Consider the following 26,348-nt stretch of genomic DNA (forward strand, 5'->3'; position numbering starts at 1 on the left):
TTTTGTTAATGTCCGTACAAGAGAAAACGCTTGAGAGTTCTGCCTATGAATCTGGCAGTCTGCTCGACGACATCATGGCTCAAACCCGTATGGCACCTAGCGAAGAAGGCTATGATGTCGCCAAAAAAGGTGTAGCTGCATTCATTGAAAACCTTATTGGCTCTGATCAGCAGGAAGAACCAGTTAACAAAGCGCTGGTAGACCAGATGTTGGTTGAACTGGATAAGAAAATCAGCGCTCAAATGGATGAGATCCTCCACTGCGAGCCTGTTCAGCAAATGGAATCTTCATGGCGTGGCCTGAAGTTGCTGGTTGACCGCACTGATTTTCGTGAAAACATCAAAATTGAAGTGCTACATGCAACGAAGCAAGAGCTGCTGGACGACTTCGAATTTGCGCCTGAGACAACGCAATCTGGTCTCTACAAGCATGTCTACTCAGCAGGTTACGGCCAGTTTGGTGGTGAACCAGTAGGCGCACTTGTCGGCAACTATGCATTCACACCAAGTACGCCAGACATGAAATTGCTTCAGTATGTTGGCTCAGTAGGTGCAATGGCGCATGCGCCATTCATCTCTTCAGTGGCACCTGAATTCTTCGGTATCGACTCTTTCGAAGAACTGCCAAACCTAAAAGATCTCTCCGCAACGTTCGAAAGCCCCCGTTATACCAAGTGGCGTTCACTACGTGAATCAGAAGATGCTCGCTACCTGGGCTTAACTGCACCACGCTTCCTGTTGCGTGTTCCTTACGATCCGGTTGAAAATCCAGTTACGTCTTTCAACTACCGCGAAAACGTATCGGATTCACACGAAAGTTACCTATGGGGTAATACTGCGTTCGCACTGGCTTCACGTCTGACTGACAGCTTCGCGAAATACCGTTGGTGTCCAAATATCATTGGTCCGCAAAGTGGCGGTGCAGTGGAAGATCTGCCTGTTCACCTGTTTGAATCTCTGGGGGCGCTTCAGGCAAAAATTCCTACCGAAGTGCTTATCACTGACCGCAAAGAGTTTGAGTTAGCCGAGGAAGGCTTCATCTCACTGACGATGCGCAAAGGCAGTGATAACGCCGCGTTCTTCTCTGCAAACTCTATCCAGAAGCCTAAAGTGTTCCCGAACACCAAAGAAGGCAAAGAAGCAGAGACCAACTACAAGCTGGGTACTCAGCTGCCATACATGATGATCATCAACCGTTTAGCGCACTACATCAAGGTGCTGCAACGCGAACAGATCGGCTCTTGGAAAGAGCGTCAGGATCTAGAACGCGAGCTGAACACCTGGGTTCGTCAGTATGTGGCAGATCAGGAAAACCCGCCGGCAGAAGTTCGCAGCCGTCGTCCACTTCGTGCAGCGAAAGTGGAAGTCATGGATGTGGAAGGCGATCCGGGTTGGTACCAGGTTTCTCTGGCTGTTCGCCCTCACTTCAAGTACATGGGTGCGAACTTCGAACTGTCACTGGTAGGTCGCCTGGATCAGTAATTCATGGCTTTACCAGACGCAGAGGACTCCGCGTATGGCGTCAGCTTCTTTCAAAGGTTAGAAGCTGACGCACCAAAGCGGTCGGTGACTCAGGGTCCAGATTCCGATGAGGTTCTGCAGTCGTTAAAGAGAAATGTCACCAATCTTCTGAACGCACGTATGGGCGAGTCCCTGAGCGCGCCAGAACTTGGTCTGATTGATTTCAATGACGCGTCCCTGAGTTCCCATGACCTGGCTTTGCAGATACGCCGAGCCATTCGACGATGCATTGAAACCTATGAGCCACGGATAAAGAAGATGGATATCCACGTACTACCGGATAACGGATCACCGCTGAACCTAAGGTTTCAAATCACTGCATCAATCAATGCAGGAGCCTTGCATAAGAATGTGCAGATGGACCTTCTGTTGGATAGCAACCGTAAGTACAGAGTAGTCTAAGTGTCACGGAATCGATTTTTCAGGGATGAGCTGGCGTTTTTGCGCGAGCAGGGCGTGGAGTTTACAGAAGTTTACCCTCAGCTTGCCCGCTTTCTGAACAGCAGAAACACCGACCCAGATGTCGAGCGTTTGCTTGAGGGTTTCGCGTTTCTCACGGGAAGATTACGTGAAAAAGTTGAAGATGAATTTCCTGAGCTGACACACTCGATTATCAATATGCTGTGGCCGAACTATCTTCGTCCGGTCCCTAGCATCAGCATTGTGCAGTTCTCCCCAGACGAAAAAGCGTTGACTTACGCCCAACAAATTGAGAAAGGCACACAACTTGATGCTAATCCCGTGTTTGGCACTGTCTGTCACTTCAGAACCTGCCGCAAAGTCGACATATATCCATTACGCCGTGACAAGGTCTCTACCATCAACACCAGAGATGCGTCACTGGTAGATGTTGAGTTGACGATACTAGGCGATCAAATGGCGGGACAGTTGGGTTTGGACTCACTGCGTTTTTTCCTCGGAGGGGAAACCTACAGTGCGGAAATGCTTTATCTTTGGCTCAGCCATTATCTCGATAAAGTAGAAGTGGTTGCTGGCGATAAAGTTGTCACCTTACCTAAAAACAGCTTCAGAGCTGTCGGCTTTGACAGTGATGATGCCATTTTGCCGTACCCGAAAAATGTCTATGAAGGCTACCGTATTTTGCAGGAATATCTCTCATTTCCTGAAGCCTATCTATTTTTCGATGTGCCGGATATTGGCAAGTCTGTTCCTGAGGAAGCACAGGGGAAAATCTCACTACGATTCAGCTTTTCTAAAACGCTTCCGCCAGATGTCCGTGTGAAAGAGGAGAGCTTTGAGCTTTACTGCACGCCAATCATCAACCTCTTTTCTCACGATGCAGATCCGATTGATCTCAACGGGAAAAGCACTGAATACAAGATTACACCTTCCAGCCGTTATGCCTCGCACTACGAAATATTCAGTGTGGATTTGGTTCAGGGTTGGCAGGAAAACAATGTTGGACGCATTCGCGGTCAAGTTCGTACCTATACGCCATTTGAAAGTTTTCAGCATGAAATCGAACGTGCACGAGATAGAAAAGCGCTCTACTACCGTGTTCGGGTCAAAGACAGTGTTCATACCGATGGCTTTGACCACCATATATCTTTTGTCCGGAGCGATGAAACAGAATGCGTGGACTTCAGTGAAGCGATTTCGCTGGCTCTGACGTGTACAAACCGACAATTGCCACTGGAGCTAGGAAAGGGTGATATTAGTATCCCGACGGATTCGTCTCCTGCATATGCAAAGTTCAGCAACCTGACTGAACCGACTGCGCCAATGCGTCCGATGCTTGATGGAACCCTGCTCTGGACACTGATTTCAAATCTGTCGCTCAACTACCTCTCGTTACTTTCCAAGGACGCCCTCACTTCAGTCTTGCGAGCGTATGACTTCCGCGCCTTGGTTGACCGTCAGGCAGAGCGTGTGTCGCGCCAGCGTCTGGACGGTATTGTTGATATTCAGTCAAAGCCGATTGAAAAACTTATTCGCGGTTTGCCGGTGCGTGGGTTGCGTTCAGAAATAACCTTAACTCAGAGTGCGTTTGGCTCTGAGGGCGAGCTATATATTTTCGGCACTGTGTTAAGCCGATTTTTTTCACTTTACGCCAGCATCAACTCCTTCCACGAGTTGGTGGTCATTAATGCTGATAATAAGGAAAGGTATACATGGGGCATTCAGAACGGACAGCAACCTCTGATATAGAGGAAACTGTTGCCCCTGACTTTCATGAAAAGGGTGGGGGCGATAACAAGGGATCGGGCCTGCCTAAAAATGTCAGAGCCTACAACTTCTATCAATTGGTGGAGCTTATGCACCACCTCAATGACTTGGATCCGGAAAGTGAAAAATCGACCTCCAGCAAGTTGCTATTTGGCAACCATCCAGGTCTTGGTTTTGCCGCGAGTGATGTTACCGCTCTGGAAGAAGTAGACGGTAATCGATATCGCCTTGAAACCACATTCCTTGGGATGAGCGGCGCGCAGTCACCACTGCCGGGTTTTTTCCTCGAAGAAATCCTGACGGAAAACGAAGAAACGGGCCTCAGGAAACCGTTTCTGGACTTCTTTAATCACAGAATTATCACGCTGGTTTACCAAATCTGGCGCAAATATCGCTACTACATCCGCTTCCGCGAAGATGCGTCAGATGCCTTTTCTGCCCAGCTTTTCGCTCTGGTAGGGCTGGCAGACAGCGACCTTCGCGGCGATACCCCAATTAACTGGTGCAAGATGTTGTCTTACGCTGGCACATTGGCCGGGCGCAGCCGTTCCCCCCAGGTGGTCTCAGGCATAATCTCGCATTGTTTTGACTTGGAAGACGTCACCATCCGTCAGTGGGAATTACGCCACGTCAAAATTCCTGAGGAACAGAAAATGAGTCTGGGAATGGCCAACGCGGCTTTGGGTATGGACACGGTAATCGGTGACAAAGTCGGCGATCGAAGCGGCAAGTTTGTCATCTGTATTAACGGACTTACACAAGCGCGTTTTCTCGATTTTCTCCCTTCCGGCAAGGAGTATATGCCTTTGCTTACGTTAGTGGAGTTCGTGCTGCGTGAGCAAATGGCTTTCGATTTGGAACTTGGCTTGAAGCCTGACCAGGCACCGCCGATGCGCCTTTCAGCGAAGAATCCAGTATCGCTCGGGTGGTCATCTTTCACCGGTGAACTAGATAGGCCGCGTATGGTGCGCATTCAGGCTAGGCAGTAGAGGGAAATATGTCTCAACACTATCCGAAGATAGAACAGGAATCTCAGTTGCAGCAGGCAACACTTACTGTGACAAACACCCAGCACTTAGAGGCTGGCTTGTCCGCCACTCATGTGTTTACCAATGAGGGAGGCTCGATTGGTTCGAGTGGTGCAGATGAGTGGAACCTGATTGATCGCGAAGGACGGGTGTTCCCACATCACGCAGAAATTGTCGAGATAGATGGCGAACTTTGTCTGCTTGATGTTCGCGGCGCGAGCTACATGAATGGTGCAACGATTCCTGTTGGAGCAGGAAAGTCAGCGCGCCTCAAAGACAACGACATGGTGCTGATTGGCCCTTACCAAATTCGCATTCACTTGAGCGCTTTAGGATCTGACAGTTCAGGCAATCAACATGGCTTGGAAAATGTCTTCCTGACAGAAAAAGACGCAACGCAGATTGGTGCTCAGAGTGATGAAACTGACGTGGAAAACCCTGATGATGCTGTCATTGATGATCCCCTAGCTGCGTTAGAAGCAGCCACTCCCCAAACATCATCTGGTGACGACCCATTGACCGAGCACCAGGAAATGTCTGCCGAGCAGTTGAAAGAAAGCTATCTGCTCGCCAAAGACACCGAATGGCACGGCGCGGAGAAAACCGTGCATGCAGACAGCGAATACGAAATGAGTTCAGCGATCACGCTGAAACGGACTTTACCCTATGAGGATGCCCTGATGGATGACAAAACCCTTGAACGCCTGGAACAAGAAGTTGGGCGTGACTACGCAAATGCTGACAAGTCAGAAAACGCTTATGGCGAAAACGGATTCAGTGGTTATGCATCGGGCGAATATGGGAGTGAGACACCTGCGGAAGATGGCAATCACTTGGTAACAGGCCCTATTTTCCGTGGCCTTGGTGTTCAAGCGGGTAATAGCAGCAACATGGCTGAAATGCAGGCACTGTCAGAAGAGATGGGCGCTTCACTGCAATCTGCCATCCGTGGCCTTTTGGCGCTGCATCAGCAGGTTGAAGAAAGCCGTTTTGGCATGATGAACAAGAACCTTCAACCGATTGAAGATAACCCGCTTCGTCTTGGTCTGCCCTATGAAGAAACAGTTGAAACCATGTTCGATCGTGACCGTAGTATGGTCCACTTGTCTGCCCCTTCTGCGATTAGCGAAAGCCTGACTAACATCCAACACCACAATGAAGCGGTGCAAAGCGCCACCGTGGAAGCACTAGGCCAAATTCTCCGCGCATTCTCGCCAGAAGTGCTGATGCGTCGATTCAGCGCCTATCGCCGTCCTGGTGAAGTGTCACCAGAGTCCGCAGATGCCTGGGCATGGAACATGTACAAAAGCTACTACAAGGAATTGACCTCAGACCGTCAGCGTGGCTTCGAAAAGTTGTTCTGGGAAATCTTTGATCAGGCTTACGACCGAAAGATTCGTGAGAAACAACTGGAGGTATAAGGCGATGAAACGTCTGCTAGGTTGCTTTCTGCTATTCACGCTTTTCGGTTGTTCGAGCAGTGATGACGCACTGCCAAAAGATCAACCGACAACGGTGACGTTCAGTTTGGTAGCGACACAAAAGGTCAATCCCAACATCAGTGGCGATGCGACACCGATTGAAGTGCAGGTCTTTGAACTGGAAGACGACTCCATGTTTCTGGCGTCCGGCTTTGACCAACTGGCAGGCGATGCTGAAGGCGCGCTGAAAAGTAATTATGTCGACCACCGAGATTTCTCTTTGATTCCGGGGCAATTCAAATTTATCGACCATTTCCAGATTGATGAAAGTACGCGCTATATCTCCGTGATGGCGCGCTTCTCTGACCCAGATGTCAGTGATTGGAAGAAAGTCGTTAAGGTCCTGCCGGTTGGTCGGGTTTACCACCTGCTTATGTACTTCGATGGCACCGAAGTCGTTCTGGATAAAGTGGAGTAAAGATGTCAGCGAGAAACCGGGTTGTCTGGAACGAAGGGCTTTTTGTTAAGCCGCAGCATTTTCAACAGCAGCAGCGTAATTTGGAATATCAGCTGGATGAGCGCGTAGGCTCTGTCAGCCGCTATCTCTATGGCCTGACTGAAATGACGCTGAACGCGGAGTATCTGAGCTTTGGCCGTATTGCGCTCGATAGCGCATCGGGCGTGATGCCTGATGGAACTGTCTTCCGCATTCCTCAGGAGGACATGCAACCAGAAGCGCTGGAAGTGGTCGATAGTTCACTGGCGAATCAGATTGTCTATCTTGCCATTCCACTTCGCAGTGATTCGATCACCGAAGTGACCTGGCCGGAAGGCGCAGGTTCAGGTCGATACACCTCTGTCAGTCAGGAAGTACGTGATATTCATACCTTCCAAGGCGACATGGCACCGATTGATGTGAGTCCGGTTTGCCTGCGTTTGATGCTGGAAAAAGAAGACCGAAGTGCATACGCCTCCATCGCGATTGCCCGCATTCTGGAAAAGCGTCCTGACGGCAGCGTGTTGCTTGATGACAGCTTCGTACCTTGCCACTTGAACGTTGGTGCAGTGTCCGTGCTTCATCGTTTTATTGGCGAAATGGCAGGACTGATGCGTGAACGTGCGAAGAACATTTCCCAACGTATTGGCGCGCCAAGCCAGGGTGGTGTGGCGGATGTTTCCGACTTTATGTTGCTTCAATCTTTGAACCGCATGCAGCCACAACTTCAACATCTTTCACGACTGCGTAGCCTCCACCCAGAAAGGTTGTATGAAGCTTTATCTTCCATGTGTGGTGAGCTGGCAACCTTCACCGATGAAAGCCGCATGGCACCGGAATTTGGTAGTTATCAGCACGACATGCCGGTTTCTTCATTCAAGCCGGTGATGACCAGACTTCGTCAGTCTCTCAGCATTGTGCTGGAGCCGCGTGCAGTCTCTATTCAACTTCATCAACGCAAGTACGGCCTTATGGTGGCACCGCTTCAGGATCCTTCGCTGGTTCGCGATGCCGACTTCATTCTGGCAGTACGCGCTCGCATGCCAATGGAAGAGCTTCGCAAGCTGTTTGTACAGCAAACCAAAGTGGCTTCCGTGGAAAAAATCCGCGAACTCATCTCACTGCAATTGCCAGGTATTCCGGTTTCTCCGTTGCCGGTTGCGCCACGTCAGTTGCCTTACCACGCGGGATACACCTATTACCAGCTGGATAAAACCAGCGCTGCCTGGGCGATGTTGGCCAATGCAAGCGGTTTCGCCTTCCACGTCGCTGGTAACTTCCCGGATCTCGACCTGCAATTCTGGGCAATAAGGAGCTAAGCCATGGCAGAAATGTATATCGATGCGCCGGATAAAGAGCGCCATTACGACCACCTTTTGTTTGACGAAGCGACCAATATCGACGCGGATCAGGATTACTGGTTTAAGCTGCGCGGTGACAACATCAACCCACTGATTGATGCAGCGACCCCCCTGCTGGGAATGGCCCTTCGAGTGAGAAAACTTTCCGAATGCCACAACGTGGAAACCATCTACAAGCAGGCAGTGGAGGAGGTTAAGGCCATTGAAGTGGAGCTGACCGAAAAAGGTTATGACCACGCGGTAATTCTGGCTTATCGCTATGTGCTTTGTTCTTTCGTGGATGAAGCCATTATGAGTACGCCTTGGGGCGCAGACAGTGTGTGGGCAGAGCATTCTTTGTTGACGCGCTTTCACAACGAAACCTGGGGCGGTGAGAAAGTCTTCACCATCCTCTCTCGTTTGGAGAGCGAGCCAGAGCGCTACAAATCGCTGCTGGAATTCATCTTTCTTTGCCTGACGCTTGGGTTTGAAGGGCGTTACAAGGTGATGGAAAAAGGACGCGAAGAATATGAAAAGGTGATCACCAAGCTTCACCAACTGCTGCGTCAACTGGATGACAACGAACAAGTCTCGCTGACAAGTGCCGCGAATAACGTGGTTTCTACCAAATACCGCCTGAGTAAGCAGGTACCGGTGTGGACGATCTTCGCAGGCTTTATCACTTTGCTTGCGGTGGTGTTTACGGGGTACTCAATCGCGCTCAGCAATAAAACATCCAGCGTGCTTGAACAGCTTAATCAACTTCTTCAGTAACAGGTGAACCCGTGATCCGAATAGAACTACATACGTTAATTGGCAAACTTAACCAGCAGACCAAACTGGCGCTGGAGCAAGCGGGCGCACTGAGTATTGAGCGACAAAATCCGGAAGTGACAGTAGAGCATCTGCTTTTCACTTTGTTGGATAACCCGCTGTGCGACGTACGCGTGTTGCTGAAAAGCGCGGAGGTGGACCATACGCACATTCGTCAACTGACAGGCGATGCTTTGAGCCGCGAAAATGTGCCTGAAAACACACCTTCTTTTTCTCCGTTGCTCGTTGAGCTTCTTCAGGATGCGTGGCTTCTGGGCTCGACGGATCTGGGTCATTCAGAAATCCGATCGGGTGTTATTTTCCTAGCGGCACTAATCCGCCCAGATCGTTACTTGCCGCTGAATCTTATCCGACAGCTTGAAAGCGTCAATCGCGAAACGATGAAGAAGCACTTCGCGCGACTGACAGAAGACTCCGCTGAAACAGCAGTCAAATCTGATTCTGCCAAAGGAAAACAAGCGGTACCTGCTGAAGCTGAAACCGCACTGGCGAGATTCTGTACCAACTTCTCGGCAATGGCCAAGCAAGGTGAACTAGACCCTGTGCTTTGCCGTGATGACGAAATTAATCTGATGATCGATATTCTGTGTCGTCGCCGCAAAAACAACCCGATTGTCGTTGGTGATGCTGGTGTCGGTAAAAGTGCCGTTGTAGAAGGTCTCGCACAGCGCATCGTTGATGGCAACGTGCCGGACTCGCTGAAAGGCATTGATCTGATGTCCTTGGACTTGGGTTTGCTACAGGCGGGTGCTTCAGTAAAGGGTGAGTTCGAAAAACGCCTGAAAGCCATCATTGATGAAGTAAAGACCTCTCCGGTTCCTATCATTCTTTTCATCGATGAAGCCCACACCATGATAGGTGCAGGTGCACAGGAAGGTGGCGGCGATGCGGCGAACCTCTTAAAGCCCGCTCTGGCACGTGGTGAGTTGCGAACAGTAGCAGCGACAACCTGGAAAGAATACAAAAAATATTTTGAAAAAGATCCGGCACTGAGCCGCCGTTTCCAACTGGTGAAGCTGGATGAGCCCAATGTAGAACAAGCTGTCGATATCATGCGCGGTCTGCATGGCGTTTACGAAAAATCTCACCAAGTGCTGATCAGTGATGACGCGCTGGTAGCAGCGGCGGAGCTTTCCGAGCGTTACGTCTCAGGTCGTCAATTGCCAGACAAAGCTATCGACGTGCTCGACACCGCCTGTGCACGAATCGCGATTAATCTTAGCTCACCACCGCGTCGTTTGGCAGAGCTGGAAACCCGCACCATTCAGCGTCAACGCCAAATTGACATGCTGAACCGTCAGGCAGAGCTAGGTTATGACGTAGACGAAGCGCTGCTTGCATCACTCGAAGCTGATGAAGCAAAAGACCTTGAAGAGCAAGCGTCTTTGCGTGAGGCATGGCGTGTACAGAAAGATCTGATTGCTGATGTGATTGAGAAGCGTCAGCAAATTCTTGCAGTGCCGTCGGAAGATGAAGAGCCTCTGAGCGAGGAAGACCGTAAAGCCATCCGTGCTGAGTTACGTGGCCTTTATGCAGAGCTAGAAACCATTCCGCATACAGAACGTTTGGTTCACCCACATGTGGATGCGCAGCAAATCGCCGAAGTGATTGGTGATTGGACGGGTGTTCCCGTTGATCAGATGAACACCGATGAGCTGAGCCGCATTACCCACCTTCCAGAACTGCTGGGTAATGAAATCAAAGGACAGGATGTCGCGCTGGAAGTGATTCACCGTCACTTGCTGACAGCGCGTGCTGACTTGCGTCGACCTGGCCGTCCGAAAGGGGCTTTCCTACTTGCTGGGCCAAGCGGTGTTGGTAAAACCGAAACCGTGGTGCAGCTTGCCGAACTTTTATACGGCGGCAAACAATTCCTGACCACCATCAATATGTCTGAATATCAGGAGAAACATACCGTTTCTCGACTGATTGGTTCGCCCCCGGGGTATGTAGGCTATGGCGAAGGCGGTATCCTGACGGAAGCTATCCGAAAAATGCCTTACTCCATCGTGCTGCTTGATGAAGTAGAAAAGGCGCACCCGGAAGTGTTGAACCTGTTCTATCAGGCGTTTGATAAAGGTGAACTGGCGGACGGCGAAGGCCGTGTGATTGATTGCCAGAATGTAGTGTTTTTCCTCACTTCAAATCTGGGTTACCAGACTATCGTCGATTATGCAGAGCAACCACAACTGCTGGAAGAAATGCTGTATCCAGAGTTGGCAGCGTTCTTCAAACCTGCGCTACTGGCGCGTATGGAAATTGTGCCTTATCTGCCACTTAGTGGTGATACGCTCAATGCCATTATCAAAGGCAAACTAAGTCGCTTGGTGAAAGTGTTTGCCCAGCGTTATGACGCGGAAACTGAAATTGATGATGCGCTGGTGGGCGAAATTCAACGCCGTGCTACGCGTTCTGAAAATGGCGCCCGTATGCTTGAAGCTATCATCGAAGGTCAGTTACTACCGCCAGTATCGTTGGCTTTGCTTAATAAGCTTGCAGCAAGAGAGCCTGTTAAGCGCGTTTACCTCACCGCAGAAGACGGCGAGTTTGTCAGCGAGGTGGAATAAGCGATGGCAGATTGGCTTTCACTGGCAGCAACACTTTCCGGTATCCGTGATCAGCAAACGCTCACGGACACCTTTGTTGATGCGTTGAAATCAAACCTGCAGATCAGCAACGTGTGGGTCATGCTTCCTTGCCAGCAAGGCAGAAAGCTATGTGCAAAAGACAATGACCAGCATTTTGAGTGGGAAGTAGATGACTTCGGCCATCCGTTTGCGCATGTTTTCCAATCCTCGTCAGCCATGCTGCTGGATCCAACCAAGTTAAATTACTGGCAGGAAAATACGGTTTTCGTTGAGCTCATGAATCATCGCAAGCGCGGTGAAAGTGTCCTGGTGATGCCGCTTCCGCCGGGAGCGAGAAGAACCAAAGCGATTCTGACCATCACAGGTTCTTCTCATCAACTGAGCAGTTTGTTGGCTGATCCTCAGTGGCAAAGCATTTGCGAGATCTTCATTAACCAAAGTCAGATTATTCAGGATTTAGGTGAGGAGCATCGCCAGATTTCAGCGCTCAGTTCATCCATCAAGCGTATTCGCAACGATGAGCAGAAGCGCGAACAAGCTTATGAGCTGAAAAACGTATTGATTGGCGGAAGCCGATTGATGCAAGAAATGCGCGAAAAGGTTGTCACTGTGGCGCAATCTTCGCTGAATGTACTGATTTGTGGTGACACGGGAACGGGTAAAGAACTGGTTGCCCGCGCAGTACATGAACTTTCAGACCGCAGTGAAAGACCGTTTATCGCCATCAACTGTGCGGCGATTCCTGAAAATCTGCTGGAAAGTGAGTTGTTTGGTCATGCAAAAGGCGCATTCTCCGGTGCTGACCGAGCGAAACAGGGGCTAATTGCTGATGCGCAAGGCGGAACATTGTTCCTTGATGAAATCGGTGACATGCCGTTGGCACTGCAAGCCAAACTACTGCGTGTGCTGGAAACCCGCACCTACCGTCCAGTAGGTGCTTCCAGCGAAGTGAATGCAGATTTCAGATTAGTTGCGGCGACACATGTGGCGATGGAACAAAAAGCTGAAGAGGGTAGTTTCCGCCGAGACCTTTACTACCGTCTGAATCAGTTCCCGGTTTTTATGCCGGAGCTAAATATCCGCAAAGAAGACATCCCAGAGCTTTGTAAACACTTCATTGCTGAATACAACAAACAAGAAGGCGTGCACATCGCCGGTATTCGCTATGCCGCTTTGGATTTACTGAATCGGCATAACTTCCCGGGGAATGTGCGTGAATTGAGAAATCTTATTGAATACGCCTGTGCGCTGACAGCGAATGGAGAAGAAATTACACCTTCCAGCTTCAGCGGTCGTGTACTGCAGCAAACCAGCCCAGTCGCTGCGAATTCTGACGATGTGAATTCTGAGAGTTATATCGGTGTGGATATTGACGACATTAATAACCTCAAGGCGGCAGTGCAGAATTTCGAAAGCAGTGTGATTCGCTATCGCTTATCCAGTTATGGCGGTGACCGCTCAAAAGCGGCTGAAAGCCTTGGTTTACCGAAACGTACTCTGGCCCATAAGTGCCTGAAAATGGAGATTGACTGATATGACGTACGGACCAATCTCTTTATGCCTAATGATGGCTGGGCTGACGCTTTCCAGCTTCAACGCCCCGGCAAGTGACACGGACAATACGACACTGTTTGAAAGTGCTTCGGCATGTACATTGATTTCCGCAAGATTAGATCGATTGGCTTGTTTTGATGAGGTGTTCAAAACACCAGTTTCGGGTCATTCCAACGCAGCAACCATCGTGCAAAAACCAGAGGCTTGGGAACGCGCAAAACAGAGCGAATCTGAGAAAAGTGAAGAGGAAACAGGCTTTACGCTTAGCTATGCTAATCTGGCTGAACCCAAATCAGGCATTTGGATGACAGCGACGGCGCTACCTGACAGAAACCAGAAAAAAAATGAAATGCCAATCCTGATGTTCAGTTGCATTGACAACATCAGCCGGGTTGAGCTGATTTTGCCGAATGCAACGTCAGAAGGCAAAGCAGAAGTCATTGCTTCTGGAAGTTACAATGTCACTCAGCGTTGGTTGAGCGATGATACAGGCAACATCATGCGCGCTGGTCGTGGTATTCCGGCTATCGATGTGATGAAGGTCTTGATGTCTGGTCAGCGTGCGGTACTTCGCTCTGATTTGGGAGCGATCGGTAACCTGACGTTTGATACTGCCGACTTGCGTGAGAGCATCAAACCCATGCGCCAGACATGTCGTTGGTAGGGGAGCAAATCATGGATATGCAAACCTACCGAGAAAGAGTCGCTAAACCGATTGCCGGAGAAAATCCGGTCGGCGAACGTTTGCTCGACGATGCATTGTTGGATTTTGTCGAAACCCAAATGATGAAAGTCGGCTCCCTTTCTCACGCAGAAGTGCAGTGGGGGGAAGCTGAACAAAGCGCGATGAAGCTGATTGAGACTCAAACCAAAGATCTCAAGTTGCTGACTCATCTTCTCCAGTGCTTGCAGTATCAGTCTTCACCAGAGCGTTTCACACTTTCATTATTCATTCTGGCCGATTTCATCGCTGCATATTGGGAAACCTGTTATCCCGCTCCGGGCCCTCGTGGTGTATTACCACGCCGTAAATTTTTCTCCCAGATTATTCAGCGAACCGAGAAAGCGGCCGAGAAGCTCGATTTCTCCATGTTCGATGTGGATCAGAAAGAAGAAGCGGAAAAAGCACTGACGGAACTCGAAGCTGCGGCGGAAGAGAAAGATCTGCCTACAGAAGGTGTGTCAGATATCGCTTCCTTGCTTAAACGAAAACTGGCAAACCCTGAGCCACAAGTTCAGCAGGCACCTTCATCGGTACCTTCTGAAACCGTATCGTCTTCAACCATTGCACCTCCTCCAAAACTTGAAATTGATGGCAGCTCTGACCGCGCTATTAAGCAAACACTGCTTAAAGTGGCTGAGTTTGTCTCCGAGTTGGATGGCGGCATTGCATTGGCGTTGCGCCTCCGTCGCTTTGCGGTCTGGTTCTCTATCACCTCTGCACCGGATGCAGAAGCCAATGGTGAAACACAACTCATGCCAGTTTCTGCAGACCGTATCTCAGAATATGAGGACCAACTTAGCCGAGGTGCGGATCATGCGCTTTGGCGGAAGGTAGAGCAAAGTCTGACGGTAGCTCCTTACTGGATTGACGGTCATTTCCTAAGCTATCGCATCGCGCTAAAGCTCGGAAATACAGAGTGGGCAGATACCATTGCTTCGGAAGTTCGTAGTTTTGTGAAACGCGTACCTGCGGTTGCGGAACTTAGCTTCAAAGGAGGTATGCCTTACGTTGGAGCAGAAACACGCCGCTGGCTAGATGAAGGCGACACCACAAGCACGGGTTCAGCTGCTACTTCTGATTGGGATGGAAAGCGAAAGGAGGCTTTCACTCTTGCAGATGAGGGTGGAATTTCAGTGGCGTTGGCCATGCTCAACGATGGTTTATCGACGTCCAAAGAACCAAGAGACCAGTTTTACTGGCGCATGCTCTCAGCAGATGTCATGAAGCGCCATAAGCTATCAGCCATGGCAGATCAGCAGTACCACCAACTTTTAGAGCAGGCTAATCAAACCTCGCTCACCGATTGGGAACCCGCGTTGATTCAACGTTTAGAAAACATTGCGAAGTCATAATTTAAGCAGGGATCGAAAGAAATGTTCAGCAAGTTAAAATCGCTTCTTCTGAAAATGTTACCCGCCATGAAATCGGCGTTGCCTATATTGCTGGTGACCATTTTTGTCTTGATCAATGTCGCGATATGGTGGGCAGGTCCATGGCTTAAAATTGACGAAAGCCACCCGCTCGAACCTATCACAGCGCGCCTCATTACCAGCGTGATTTTCTCCCTATTCTGGTTGGCAGCTTGGGGCTTTCTGCAGTGGCGAAAACTCAAAAGTTACCATGCAGATCAAGCTCGTGAACGTCAGCTTCAGGAAGACCCTATCCAACGTTATGAAGAGCGTCAGGAAGCAGAACTCAATCAGGTCATGACGGCACTACATAAAAGCCTGAACAAGCGAAACTACCTCTATGCGTTGCCATGGTATTTAGTTTTGGGGCCGGAAAACGCGGGTAAAACCAGCCTAATCAACCGTTCAGGTCAAAACTTTGTTTTCTCATCTGTCATGCGGGCATCGGGCAAGAAAAGTGAAAATCCGTTTTCTTTCGACTGGTGGATTGGTGATGACTCGGTCCTCATTGACCCGGATGGTGAGTTGCTAACCCAACGTGCAACCAGCAGTGATGGTGAAGGGGAGATGGAGCGCCGTCTCTGGATCCACTTTATAAAGTGGCTTGAGAAAACCCGAAGCCGACGCCCCTTGAATGGTGTGGTGATTGCGCTGGATGTGGCGAAGCTTGCAACTGCAACGACAACAGAGCGTCTCGCACATGCAAACCTGATCCGTGCTCGCCTTCGCGAGCTGATGGAAACCCTTTCTACCCGTCTGCCTGTTTATGTATCGCTAACGAAGCTCGACCTGCTTCACGGATTTGAACCCTTCTTCCGTAACTACTCCAAAGCTGAGCGTGAAGAAGTCATGGGATTCACTTTTACACTGGATTCCGTGGATGATCTTGATAGCTGGTTAAATGAGTTTGATAAAGACTTCGGGCAGTTTGTCGAGCGCGTTAACAAGATGCTGCCAACAGCCTTGATGCAGTGTTTTGATGGTGAAGACCGTACCGCAATCTACAGCTTCAGTCGCCAGATGGCAGGGCTGCATGATGTGTTAAAACAGTTTCTGCAAGATGCGTTCGGAAGTGATCAATTTTCTACATCTGCATTGGTGCGTGGGGTGTATTTCACCTCTGTGTATCAACAGGGCGTGCCAACCAATGCCTTTATAGATTCTGCTTCCCGTCGCTATGGCATTTCCCATGCGGTGAACACCGCGCAGAACGCTGCAAACTCGACAACCTACTTTACTCAGAACCTGTTCAATAAGGTGATATATCCCGAAGCGGGTTTAGCGTCGGACAACTTCCGTGTGGCTAAAACCAAGCGTCGGGTGATCATGTTGTCAGCGGTCGCCTGCGGTATCGCGTCAATACTGTTGATTGGTTCCTGGCACAAGTACTACCTGAAAAACGTTAAACAAGCAGATGCGGTTCTGGCTAAGGTCAATGAGTACGAAACAAACTATGCGTCTGAGGCGATTATCGATAATGGCGTCGATATTCTAGCGCCATTGGATACGATTCGTCAGGCCACATTGGAATTTGGTTTCTTCCGTGAAAAACCGAAATTCATTTCTGACTTAGGTTTGTATCAAGGTCATGTGATTGGGCCTCAGGTAGAGAGTACTTATCTCAGTCTGCTTGAAAACCGTTACCTACCAGCATTGATGAAAGTGGCGGCAGCAGATGTAGTCGGTGCTAATGATGACGAGAACAAACTGGGTTCGCTGCGCGTTTTCCGCATGATGACGGACGACGATGGCCGTTATCAAAGCATGGTGCAGAATTACTTTGCCAGTAAATGGCAAGAGCAGTACGAGGGTGACCGTGAAACGCAAGAACGCCTCATGCAGCATCTAGACTACGCGATGGAACACACTGATCTGGTGGGTGATCGCGTTGAAGGTCAGGAGGATGCTGAGCGGGTTTTAGCACCCTATGATGGACTCATTTATGACGCCCAGCGCGAGTTGAGTCGCATGCCAATCGAGCAGCGTGTCTATCGTAACCTTAAGCAGGCATCAACGGCGATTTTGGGTTCGCCAATCAACTTGGCGACCTCTATCGGACCCGTGTTTGATGTGGTCTTTACCGAGCGCGTTTCCGATGCAAACAATCTTGATATTCCTCGTATCCTGACCAAGAAAGGTTTCGAAACTTACTTCATTCCTGAATCGGATTCTGTCTCTGAACTGGCACTCGTTGACAGCTGGGTGTTGGGCCAGGTCGAATCGATAGACTTCTCTGACGAAGACAAACGCGTGCTGAGAGATAAGATACGCGGCTTGTATGTGGCGGATTATTCTGATACCTGGCGTCGTGCGACCAACGATATCGACGTGAAATCTTTCCCGGATATCTATAACGCAGTACTCGTGTTGGAAAGCATTACGGGTAACAATCAGCCGCTGCACCGTTTGCTCGAAGAGGTGACGGATAACACAGACTTGTTCCCAGCCTTGCCTGAAGGTGATGCAGCAAAAGAAGAATTGCTTAAGTCTCCACGCTATCGCGTTGCGGCAATGGTAGACAACCAATTCTCCTCACTGAATGGTTTATCTGAAACAGAGCCGGGTAAGCCTATTTACCTTGATGAAGTGATGGATGCAGTTACCCAACTGACTGCCTACATGAAGTCGATCAACGATGCGCCTGATGTGGGTAAAGCCGCGTTGGACGCGACCAAAGCGCGTCTTTCATTGAACAACGCAGATCCAATTTACGTGTTGCAGCGCATCGCGTCTGGCATGCCACAGCCTTACGACATCATGCTGAAGAAACTGGCTGATGAGAGCTGGTATGTGATTCGTCAGGAAGCGATTCGTTATTTAGAAGTACGCTGGGCGGCAGATGTATTTAATCCGTTCCAAAGTAAACTCGCCTCCCGTTATCCGTTCAATGTCCGCTCGTCGAAAGATGTGGCGCTGGAAGACTTCGAGGCTTTCTTCGCACCAAACGGTATTCTGAATAACTTCTATGAAAGCAACTTACGCATGTTCCTTGAGGATACGGGAGAGTTCACATCAGAAGAAGAGGGTAAAACCCTCATCCGCCAGGATGTGCTGAACCAAATTGACCGCGCCCGCGCCATTCAAAGTGCCTTTTTCAATCGTAAGGGTATCTTGGATGTTGAGTTTACGCTTGAGCCAATTGAGCTTAGCGCGAACAAACGGCGCTCCGTCATCAACATTGATGGCCAGTACGTTGAATACAGTCACGGGCCGCGTAAAAACGTAGGGTTGGTATGGCCCAACACATTGCGTGACGCGGCGGTAAGCAAAATCACACTGATCCCAGTGGCGGCAAATGCTTCGCCAAGAGGGATCAGTATTCGGGGACCTTGGGCATTCTTCCGTTTGTTGGAACAGGCCGAGGTTGTAGGGTCAAGCTCAACCAGTGTCGATTACCGCTTTAATATTGATGGTGGAAACGTGATGTACCGTCTGCATTCTGAAGCAGACAGCAATCCGTTTACGGCGTCGATATTCAGAGGATTCAACCTGTCGCGAACCCTTTACTAAAGACAACAGAATCAAGCCACCAAAGGTCAACAGACCCTATTGTCAATAGATCTTCGGCGGCTTGAATATAAAAACAAGGACAAACACAGTGTCGCAGTGGATGTTGACGGACATCGATGGCGTAAAACTGGCAGAAAACAGCGCAAAACTGCGGGACTCTTCTGACTACCAGAAAATACGCAGCGAGATAAACCGACGCTTTAACCCGCTTGCTGGCTCGACGGACTGGACAAAGGTTCGTGAGCTTTGCGAAAAAGTGGCGACGGAAGAAGGGGCGGATCTTCTTGTTGCTATCTATTTCACCGTCGCTTCGATGAAAACGCAGGGCCTATCCGGTTTTGCCAACGGTCTAGAGCTTCAGGTCGCTGTATTGCGCGCACCTGAGGATGAGAACATGCCTCATGCAAAACGCGCTGAGCTCTATCGTTGGATGCTGGGTCGCATTGGCGAAGAAGTTCGCGCGATTCACCCCAGCATTGGCCAACTTCGCGATTTATACCGTTGCGAGCGCGCACTAGAAGCTATCGATAGAAACCTTTCTAAGAACGGTGGGCATAAAGTTGATGATTTAGACGTGCTTGGATTTAGTATTTTTGAGCATATCGATCGTTTAGAGAGTCAAAGCAAAGGGATTGCAATCGCGCCTCCTCCCGTTGAGGCAGAAGTGAAAAAACAAAATATCAGCGCACTGATTTTTATTGGTGGTCTGTTTGTTGGTGCTGCTTTACTATATGGACTATTAGAAGTGCAGGGCAGCGCTGAAACGCCGCTCACAGACCTTACCACAGCTGGAGTTGAGCCCAAGGTGATTTCCTTGGAAGAAGCTCAGTCCGTCCGCGAGAAATACGGTTCTCAGGCATTAAAGGAATATCAGGCAAAGTTGCTTCCAAGCTACGCAGATAAAGTCTCGATACTGACAGCATCGAAGATTGGCGATAACTATGCTTCGGGTATGGAGTATGCAGATAGTCTTCAATACCTTTTCCCTGATACACCGGAAGCGGCACAAGTTGCCAAGTCTCTTCAACAATGGCAGTCTGGATTGGTTGCAGAATTTGATACGATGAATGAGAAGTTCGAAACCGCTCGGACCCGTGCTGCAAATATCAGCTTGTATGCCAAGAGTGGTCGCGCCGATCAGGTTCAAGCATTGGCCAGAGGCCTGGAAAACTACGCGATTAGTTTGTCTCCGCTGGTAGCCCGTATTTCTTTTGCTGAAAAACTGATCAGTGATGGTGACGTTGAAAAGGCAAAACAGGAGCTAGATGTCTTAGATAAGCAACTGAAAGCATTAGTGATGAAAAAGATGTTAGTGAGAGAGACGTTGTCTGAGAGTGAGCAATTAGAAGTTAAGCAAGAATAGGGAGCCATTTGGCTCCCTATTTTGTGTAGGTGTGAGTTGGATTTAAAAACTCAGCGACGCACCAAATACGAAAGCATCGTTGCTGTTGTCGGCTTGTATGAGGAGGATTTAGTAGTTGCTCCAACTGACTTTTACACCGTCGTCGCTTGGCCTGCGACGCGCATCATTGGATTTGCGATTATTCGGCTTAGCCTTGTTTGAATTTGGCTGGTTTGGATTGACACTGCCAGCGCGGCGCGGTTTAACTTCACCGTTGTTCGTGCGATTGCCAGTATTGTTACCCGCTGGCTTTTTTCCCTGCTGTGCGCCGTTACGCGGCTTGCCCTTGAACGGTTTTTTCTTCTGAGACGCTTTATCAGTTCTTGGCTGACCATCGTTAGCTTTTGCTGTGCCGGATTTTGGTGCTGCTTTCGCTTCACCATTTTGTGCTTTTGGCTTCTTAGGCTTTTTCGGTTTCTTTGGTTTGATAGGGCGTGTTTCCAGTGCTTTCTCCGGCACTACATTGGTTGGCTTGAAGCCTTCCAGTTCTTCGCGGCGCAGCAGCTGTTGAATTAAACGCTCGATGCCAAACAGATCGTCCGCTTCATCTGCACATACTAGAGAAACCGCTTTGCCAGGTTCACCTGCACGACCCGTACGGCCAATGCGGTGAACATAGTCTTCAGCCACATGTGGAATTTCAAAGTTCACCACTTGTGGGAGCTGAGGGATATCAATACCACGGGCAGCAATGTCGGTCGCAACCAACACACGAACATCTCCAGATTTAAAATCAGCCAATGCTTTGGTGCGTGCACCTTGGCTTTTATTACCGTGAATGGGAGCAGCGGTGATGCCTTCATCGTTCAGGAAGTGGGAAAGCTTGTTGGCGCCGTGTTTGGTGCGGGTAAACACCAATACTTGTTTCCAGTCGCCGTCTTTGATCAGCTTTGCCAGCATCGCCGGTTTCTTTTTCTTGTCCGCAGGGTAAATCCACTGCTCTACAGTGCGCGCTGTTGAGTTCGCTGGCGTCACTGAAATCTCGACAGGGTTGTTCACCAGACCTTTTGCCAAGTCGCGGATTTCCTCTGAGAAAGTGGCAGAGAACAGCAGGTTCTGGCGGTTCTTCGGCAATAGGTCGAGGATCTTCTTGATGTCGCGGAAGAAGCCCATATCCAGCATGCGGTCGGCTTCGTCCAACACCAGAACTTCAAGCTGTGAGAATTTCACTGCGTTTTGCTGGTAAAGATCCAACAGACGACCCGGCGTTGCCACCAGAATATCTGTGCCTTTGCGTAGGTTCATCATTTGCGGGTTAATCTTCACGCCGCCGAAAACCACGCTGGAACGAAGACGCAGGTGACGGCTGTAAACCACCGCGTTTTCGTGGATCTGTGCTGCCAGCTCGCGGGTTGGCGTCAGGATCAGCGCACGAATATGGTTCGGACGCGCACGTGAACCTTCGCTCAAACGCTCAAGGATCGGTAGAACGAAGCCCGCAGTTTTACCTGTACCTGTCTGCGCAGCGGCCATGACATCCTTTCCCTCCAGGACAGCAGGGATTGCCTGATCCTGAATCGGAGAGGGAGTATCATAACCTTTTTCCTGAATAGCACGGAGGATTGGCGCAGAAAGACCTAGATCGGTAAAACCCATAAATTAACTTCTCGGTAAGTGAATGCCCAAAAGCAGGCTTGGTCGGCAAGTGTGCCGAAGACTGGGACAAAGGGGCGTTATTCTGCGCTTTTCGGCTAGCTAGAGCAATGAATATCTAATAATGAATGAATAAATGCCATGTGTGTGACTACCGGCGGCGTCTGAAGATACTAAATATAAAACTGGTTCAAGGATAAGACGTTAATGATCAGGGGAATAGGTATACTGATTTGTATATGCAACTAGAGTCTTTGGTATGCAGAAAACACCTCATTTGCTTATAGCTTGTCATGAGTGCGGATTGGTTTCTGCGATTCCGCCTTTTAATGGGAGTGGTAAAGCGAGTTGTCCAAGGTGTGGGCATACATTAATCAGAAAGGTAATCAATAGTGCGGCAAAAGTGCACGCCTATGGCATTACTTGCCTCATCATGTTGCTGCTTAGTTGTGTTTTTCCTTTTATGTCGTTCAGCGCGAAAGGTGTCAGCAACAGCATTTCATTGATGGATGCAGTTAGGGTTTTCCATCATTTTGACAACAACGCACTCGCTGCCGTTTTGCTCACGACCATCATTGTACTTCCAGCGCTTTATATCATATTGGTGATGTATCTATTCCACGTTGCAAATAAATCGGCCAAAGGGCAGGCAGTGATCAGCCCTCCCTCTTTGTTAAAGCAACTGAGCCGGATGGTGTTCCGGGTCGAAATCTGGTTGTTAGTTGATATTTTTTTGGTTGGTGTCATTGTCAGTTTAGTGAAGATTGCAGCGCTGGCCGATGTTGAACTGGGCTCTGCTTTCTGGTCTTACTGTGCCTACAGCGCGCTTGTTGTGGTGTTTTCCCGTTCCATTGATAAAGAGTGGCTTTGGGATAATCTATTCCCGTCTTATTCAACAGGTGAGGTAAAACCCGGGGATACACACCTATCTGGGAATCATGTTGCCTGTAGGGTATGCCATCAAATCAATGAACCCCACCACAAACACTGCCAGCGATGTGAGAGTCGTCTTCGTCCCTACAACCCAGCTAAGAACACTGCTTGGGCATGGTCTTTTCTCATCAGTGCAGTGATTTTCTATATCCCCGCTAACCTTTATCCCATGATGTATACCGTTAGCCTCGGGAGTACAGAGCGATCAACTATCATGGATGGCGTTATATTGCTTTGGAATCTTGGCTCATACCCGATTGCTGCCATCATCTTTATCGCCAGTGTGTTTGTGCCGATGACCAAGATGTTGATTATTGGTTGGCTTCTTCAGGCGACAAAAGAAGGCATTACAGACGACAGAGATGCTTTAAAGAAGCTTAAATATTACCGCTTTACTGAGTTGGTAGGGCGCTGGTCGATGATAGATGTTTTTGTGGTTGCCATATTATCCGCTTTGGTCAATCTCAAAGGACTCATGAGCATCAGCCCCGGCCCTGCAGCGCTTTATTTCGCACTGGTCGTATTTTTCACCATGTCTTCTGCGTTGATTTTTGACTCCAGAGTGTTCTGGGGCCCCCTCAGTTTGCGTGAAACTTCGTTCAATCCTGAAGTTTCGGGTGAACTAACATAATGAAAAATATAAGAGACGAAGATCCTATGAGTAATGAAGAACAAGTCACTGCAACGGTAAAAAGTGGACGCTCATTCTCTGCTGTTTGGATCCTGCCTTTGATCTCGCTGGCTGTCGGTATTTGGATGTTTTATCAGTACGAAAGCAATCAAGGCACCTTGATCACTTTGCATGTTCAAACAGCTGATGGCCTTGAAGCAGGGAAAACAGAAATCAGGGCACGTGATGTGAAAGTCGGCGTGGTCACAGATGTGCAGCTCAACAAAGATTACTCCGCTATCGTTGTTAAAGCGCGGATGGATAAAAGTGCCGATCGAATGCTTAGGGAAGATGCGACATTCTGGGTGGTGAAACCCCGTATTGGTCGAGAGGGTGTCACTGGACTTGGTACGTTACTTTCAGGTGCTTACATTGCGTTGCGGCCCGGTGAATCAGATAAATCCCAGAACACCTTCAATGTATTGGATGTCCCACCTATAGCGCCACCCGATGCAAAAGGGCTTAGGGTCGTTCTCACCTCTAAAAAAGCGGGCGCGTTATCAGTTGGTGATCCGGTTTTGTTTGAAGGTTATACCGTAGGGCGAGTAGAGAAGGTGGGCTTTGATTTACAGAAAGAAAAGGCGAGTTATCAATTATTTATTTTTAAGCCTTATGATGCCTTGGTCACCAGTGAGTCTCGGTTCTTGCTAACTTCGGGCGTACACATCCAGATGAATGCGCAAGGGATCAATGTGGATATCGCATCACTCGAATCTTTAGTCAGCGGTGGTGTGAGCTTTATGGTTCCAGAGGGTCAGCCAAAAGGTTATCCAGTTACTGAACAAATGACGGCGTTCGAGTTGTATGACGACCTGAAGCAGGTTCGGGAGCAGATTTACCATAAAGTGATTGAATACGCCTTATTGTTTGGTGAGTCTGTTCGTGGGTTGAACCCCGGAGCGCCGGTTGAATACCGTGGTATTCGTATCGGCACAGTGGAAAAAGTGCCACTTCACCTCACTGACAAAAAACAAGGTTTCGCGTCCAAGCAAATCCCCGTGCTAATCCATATTGAAGTTGAACGAATTATGGATCCCGACGTGTCTATCACTGCCGAAGAGCTGAAAACTGCACTGAGTAATGAATTTGAACATGGGCTCCGTGCCACTCTCAAAACAGGAAACCTTCTCACTGGCGCTTTGTTCATTGATACTGATTTCTATCCTGATGAGGTGGGCAAGGAGTTTCTTCCGACTTATCGTGGCTATGATCACTTCCCCACTGTGTCTGGCGAGTTCGTCCAATTTCAGCGCCAGATTGGAGGTATCCTAAACAAGCTTAATAGGCTGCCAGTTGAAGGTGTGCTGACCTCTCTTGAAGAAACGTTGGATGCTTCACAGGAAACCATGGCGACCTTGAATTCAGCGGGTAAAGAGTTAGATGGTCTGATTCAGCGTCTCGATGGCTTGCTTGCACAGGATGGTGCACAAAACCTTCCTCAGGAATTGAGGGATACTTTGGAAGGGCTTCAGCGAACTTTGCGGGGTTTCAACCCAGACTCAGAGTTATACCAAAAACTGCAAGAAGCACTGTCGGGTTTCAACGATGCAATGGATGGATTCAGTCCACTTATGAAGAAACTAAACCAGAAGCCAAATTCTCTTATTTTCGGTGAAAGCCAGTTATCAGATCCAATTCCAGTGAAGGGAGAACCTTAATGAAGCGGTCAATATTCGGGGTGCTTTTCATTGCAGCATTGGTGGGCTGCAGCAGCACGCCTGATTCTGTCACTAAAACCTATCTTCTCCCACAGGCAGAGACGAGAGATACTTCGGAATTCAAGGAGCAACCCATTCTACTGGTTCAGCCTGTGAAGGTGGCAGGTTATTTAGCGGGAGAGGGCATCGCGTACCAAACTTCGGAAACCGAGGTTGTTATTGCCCAAAGCAACCTATGGGGAGAAAACCTTTCCCAACAAGTGGCGGAACGTTTGGTAACTCAATTGCGAAGAGGCAAAACCAGATACTGGGCGATGTTCCCCAACAGTTCTCTGAATGGCCTGAAAATGCCAAGGCTACAGGTGAACATCAGTCGTTTTGAAGGAGACTACCGGGGTGCAGCAACAGTGGCCGGTGAGTGGGTGTTGGTAGATGGCAATGGTGATGTTATTGGGTCCAACACTTTCTATGCACAAGAGTCCCTTGAAAAGGAGGGCTATCAGGCCTTGGTGCTTGCGCTTTCAATCGCTCTGGACACCGCTATAGATGATATGACGCTTGATCTTAACCGAGTAGGAGTAGCCCGTTAGCTGGGCTGTCATCTAATTGTCATAATTCATCTCCAAGATCCTGCATCGTAATAGAATTAGGGAGATTCGGATGACACATCCAACTTGGGAATTGCCAGTGGAATCTGGCGCTTTGATTTTGACCCCTTGCCCGGGGACGAAAGAGTTGTCGCTGTTGGAAAGCCTTCAGCAGCTTAAAGCGCAAGGTGCGGTTGCTATTGTGACCGCTATCAACGAAGAAGAAATGGCGTCAAAAGGCGTCGAGCAACTGGGTGAACTGGTTCAGGAACTTGGCATGAAATGGTTCCACATCGTTATCGAAGACGACGAAGCACCAGACTCAACCTTCATGGCGAAGTGGCAAGCCAGCCAATCAGAATTACATGAAGCCATCGCAAATGGCGACAAGGTCGTCATGCACTGCATGGGTGGTTCAGGCCGCACCGGTTTATTGTCAGCACACCTTCTGCTTGAGAGTGGGTGGGAGCTGCAAGACATTATTCACGATATTCAGGCGCTACGCCCGGGTGCCTTTACCAAGCAGCCACAAATCGACTATATCCACTCCTTTATCGCACAATAATCCAACCGGACTACTTCAAGCTTGTTTTTTATCTAATGCCCATGCGAGCCATTTTCAGTTCATTTGGCGGCTTGGGCATTATTCCTCTAAGACTTTTTTCAGTCTGGATTATTTTCTTACGTGTATGTAATTCCGTACTCATCAAGGTTTGGATATATATTTTTTGGTAAAAATGAGGTTCAGAAGTAAGAACGATTACATTTGGATTAACTGCCTGAAAAACCGTATTTAGACCAATCGTGCTTTTTCTTCACCAAGCCCTCTAAGTCTCACATTATCTTGCCTATGCGACACATGGAAATGCAAGATTTAGCCATCATCCTTTGTGT

General features: G+C 49.1%; 19 protein-coding genes. 18 read left to right on the plus strand and 1 reads right to left on the minus strand.

The window, feature by feature from the left end:
• Positions 1–8: 8 nt before the first annotated feature.
• From tssC to VP504_RS22640, 14 genes are all read left to right on the plus strand, one after another.
• Positions 9–1,481 carry a type VI secretion system contractile sheath large subunit gene (gene tssC / locus VP504_RS22575; protein ID WP_062709607.1) on the plus strand — a complete coding sequence of 491 codons (1,473 nt, stop codon included), beginning with the start codon at positions 9–11 and terminating at the stop codon, positions 1,479–1,481.
• 3 nt (positions 1,482–1,484) lie between these two features.
• Complete coding sequence (gene tssE, locus VP504_RS22580) at positions 1,485–1,922, plus strand: type VI secretion system baseplate subunit TssE (RefSeq protein WP_325894301.1); 438 nt, start codon at positions 1,485–1,487, stop codon at positions 1,920–1,922.
• Complete coding sequence (gene tssF, locus VP504_RS22585) at positions 1,923–3,689, plus strand: type VI secretion system baseplate subunit TssF (protein WP_325894302.1); 1,767 nt, start codon at positions 1,923–1,925, stop codon at positions 3,687–3,689.
• Positions 3,653–4,696 (plus strand): type VI secretion system baseplate subunit TssG, encoded by a 1,044-nt coding sequence (gene tssG, locus VP504_RS22590; protein ID WP_325894303.1) that lies wholly within the window; start codon positions 3,653–3,655, stop codon positions 4,694–4,696. The genes tssF and tssG overlap by 37 nt, the downstream gene beginning before the upstream one ends.
• A gap of 8 nt (positions 4,697–4,704) precedes the next feature.
• Positions 4,705–6,156 carry a type VI secretion system-associated FHA domain protein TagH gene (tagH, locus tag VP504_RS22595; protein ID WP_325894304.1) on the plus strand — a complete coding sequence of 484 codons (1,452 nt, stop codon included), beginning with the start codon at positions 4,705–4,707 and terminating at the stop codon, positions 6,154–6,156.
• Positions 6,157–6,160: 4 nt separating this feature from the next.
• The gene (tssJ, locus tag VP504_RS22600; protein ID WP_002538787.1) at positions 6,161–6,634 is read left to right on the plus strand and encodes a type VI secretion system lipoprotein TssJ; all 474 of its coding nucleotides are present in this window, start codon (positions 6,161–6,163) and stop codon (positions 6,632–6,634) included.
• A 2-nt stretch (positions 6,635–6,636) separates the two neighbouring features.
• Entirely contained in the window at positions 6,637–7,971 is a 1,335-nt protein-coding gene (tssK, locus tag VP504_RS22605; RefSeq protein WP_002538788.1) for a type VI secretion system baseplate subunit TssK, read from the plus strand.
• A 3-nt stretch (positions 7,972–7,974) separates the two neighbouring features.
• Complete coding sequence (gene icmH, locus VP504_RS22610) at positions 7,975–8,766, plus strand: type IVB secretion system protein IcmH/DotU (RefSeq protein ID WP_002538789.1); 792 nt, start codon at positions 7,975–7,977, stop codon at positions 8,764–8,766.
• A gap of 11 nt (positions 8,767–8,777) precedes the next feature.
• A complete protein-coding gene (gene tssH / locus VP504_RS22615; RefSeq protein ID WP_325894305.1) occupies positions 8,778–11,393 on the plus strand; it encodes a type VI secretion system ATPase TssH in 2,616 nt (871 codons plus the stop codon).
• Between the two features lie 3 nt (positions 11,394–11,396).
• Positions 11,397–12,947, plus strand: a complete 1,551-nt coding sequence (locus VP504_RS22620; protein WP_325894306.1) for a sigma-54 interaction domain-containing protein — start codon at positions 11,397–11,399, stop codon at positions 12,945–12,947.
• Position 12,948: 1 nt separating this feature from the next.
• Positions 12,949–13,632, plus strand: coding sequence for a type VI secretion system-associated protein VasI (gene vasI, locus VP504_RS22625; protein ID WP_325894307.1), 684 nt, complete (start codon positions 12,949–12,951; stop codon positions 13,630–13,632).
• 11 nt (positions 13,633–13,643) lie between these two features.
• Positions 13,644–15,044: a type VI secretion system protein TssA gene (tssA, locus tag VP504_RS22630; RefSeq protein WP_325894308.1), complete on the plus strand. Its 1,401-nt coding sequence runs from the start codon at positions 13,644–13,646 to the stop codon at positions 15,042–15,044.
• A gap of 21 nt (positions 15,045–15,065) precedes the next feature.
• Positions 15,066–18,611: a type VI secretion system membrane subunit TssM gene (gene tssM, locus VP504_RS22635; protein ID WP_325894309.1), complete on the plus strand. Its 3,546-nt coding sequence runs from the start codon at positions 15,066–15,068 to the stop codon at positions 18,609–18,611.
• A gap of 88 nt (positions 18,612–18,699) precedes the next feature.
• The gene (locus tag VP504_RS22640) at positions 18,700–19,974 is read left to right on the plus strand and encodes a type VI secretion system ImpA family N-terminal domain-containing protein (protein WP_325894310.1); all 1,275 of its coding nucleotides are present in this window, start codon (positions 18,700–18,702) and stop codon (positions 19,972–19,974) included.
• 108 nt (positions 19,975–20,082) lie between these two features.
• Here VP504_RS22640 and VP504_RS22645 read toward each other — a convergent pair whose 3' ends face one another.
• Positions 20,083–21,609: a DEAD/DEAH box helicase gene (locus tag VP504_RS22645; RefSeq protein WP_325894311.1), complete on the minus strand. Its 1,527-nt coding sequence runs from the start codon at positions 21,607–21,609 to the stop codon at positions 20,083–20,085.
• A gap of 256 nt (positions 21,610–21,865) precedes the next feature.
• Here VP504_RS22645 and VP504_RS22650 point away from each other — a divergent pair, with 256 nt between their 5' ends.
• From VP504_RS22650 to VP504_RS22665, 4 genes are all read left to right on the plus strand, one after another.
• Complete coding sequence (locus tag VP504_RS22650; RefSeq protein WP_325894312.1) at positions 21,866–23,170, plus strand: paraquat-inducible protein A; 1,305 nt, start codon at positions 21,866–21,868, stop codon at positions 23,168–23,170.
• A gap of 26 nt (positions 23,171–23,196) precedes the next feature.
• Positions 23,197–24,867 (plus strand): intermembrane transport protein PqiB, encoded by a 1,671-nt coding sequence (gene pqiB / locus VP504_RS22655; RefSeq protein ID WP_325895425.1) that lies wholly within the window; start codon positions 23,197–23,199, stop codon positions 24,865–24,867.
• Entirely contained in the window at positions 24,867–25,457 is a 591-nt protein-coding gene (locus VP504_RS22660) for a PqiC family protein (protein WP_325894313.1), read from the plus strand. Before pqiB ends, VP504_RS22660 begins: the two co-directional genes overlap by 1 nt.
• Before the next feature lie 70 nt (positions 25,458–25,527).
• Positions 25,528–26,019, plus strand: a complete 492-nt coding sequence (locus VP504_RS22665) for a phosphatase domain-containing putative toxin (RefSeq protein WP_325894314.1) — start codon at positions 25,528–25,530, stop codon at positions 26,017–26,019.
• Positions 26,020–26,348 lie beyond the last annotated feature (329 nt).

The sequence above is a fragment of the Grimontia sp. NTOU-MAR1 genome, from assembly GCF_035758505.1.
Classification (GTDB): Bacteria; Pseudomonadota; Gammaproteobacteria; order Enterobacterales; family Vibrionaceae; genus Enterovibrio; species Enterovibrio marinus.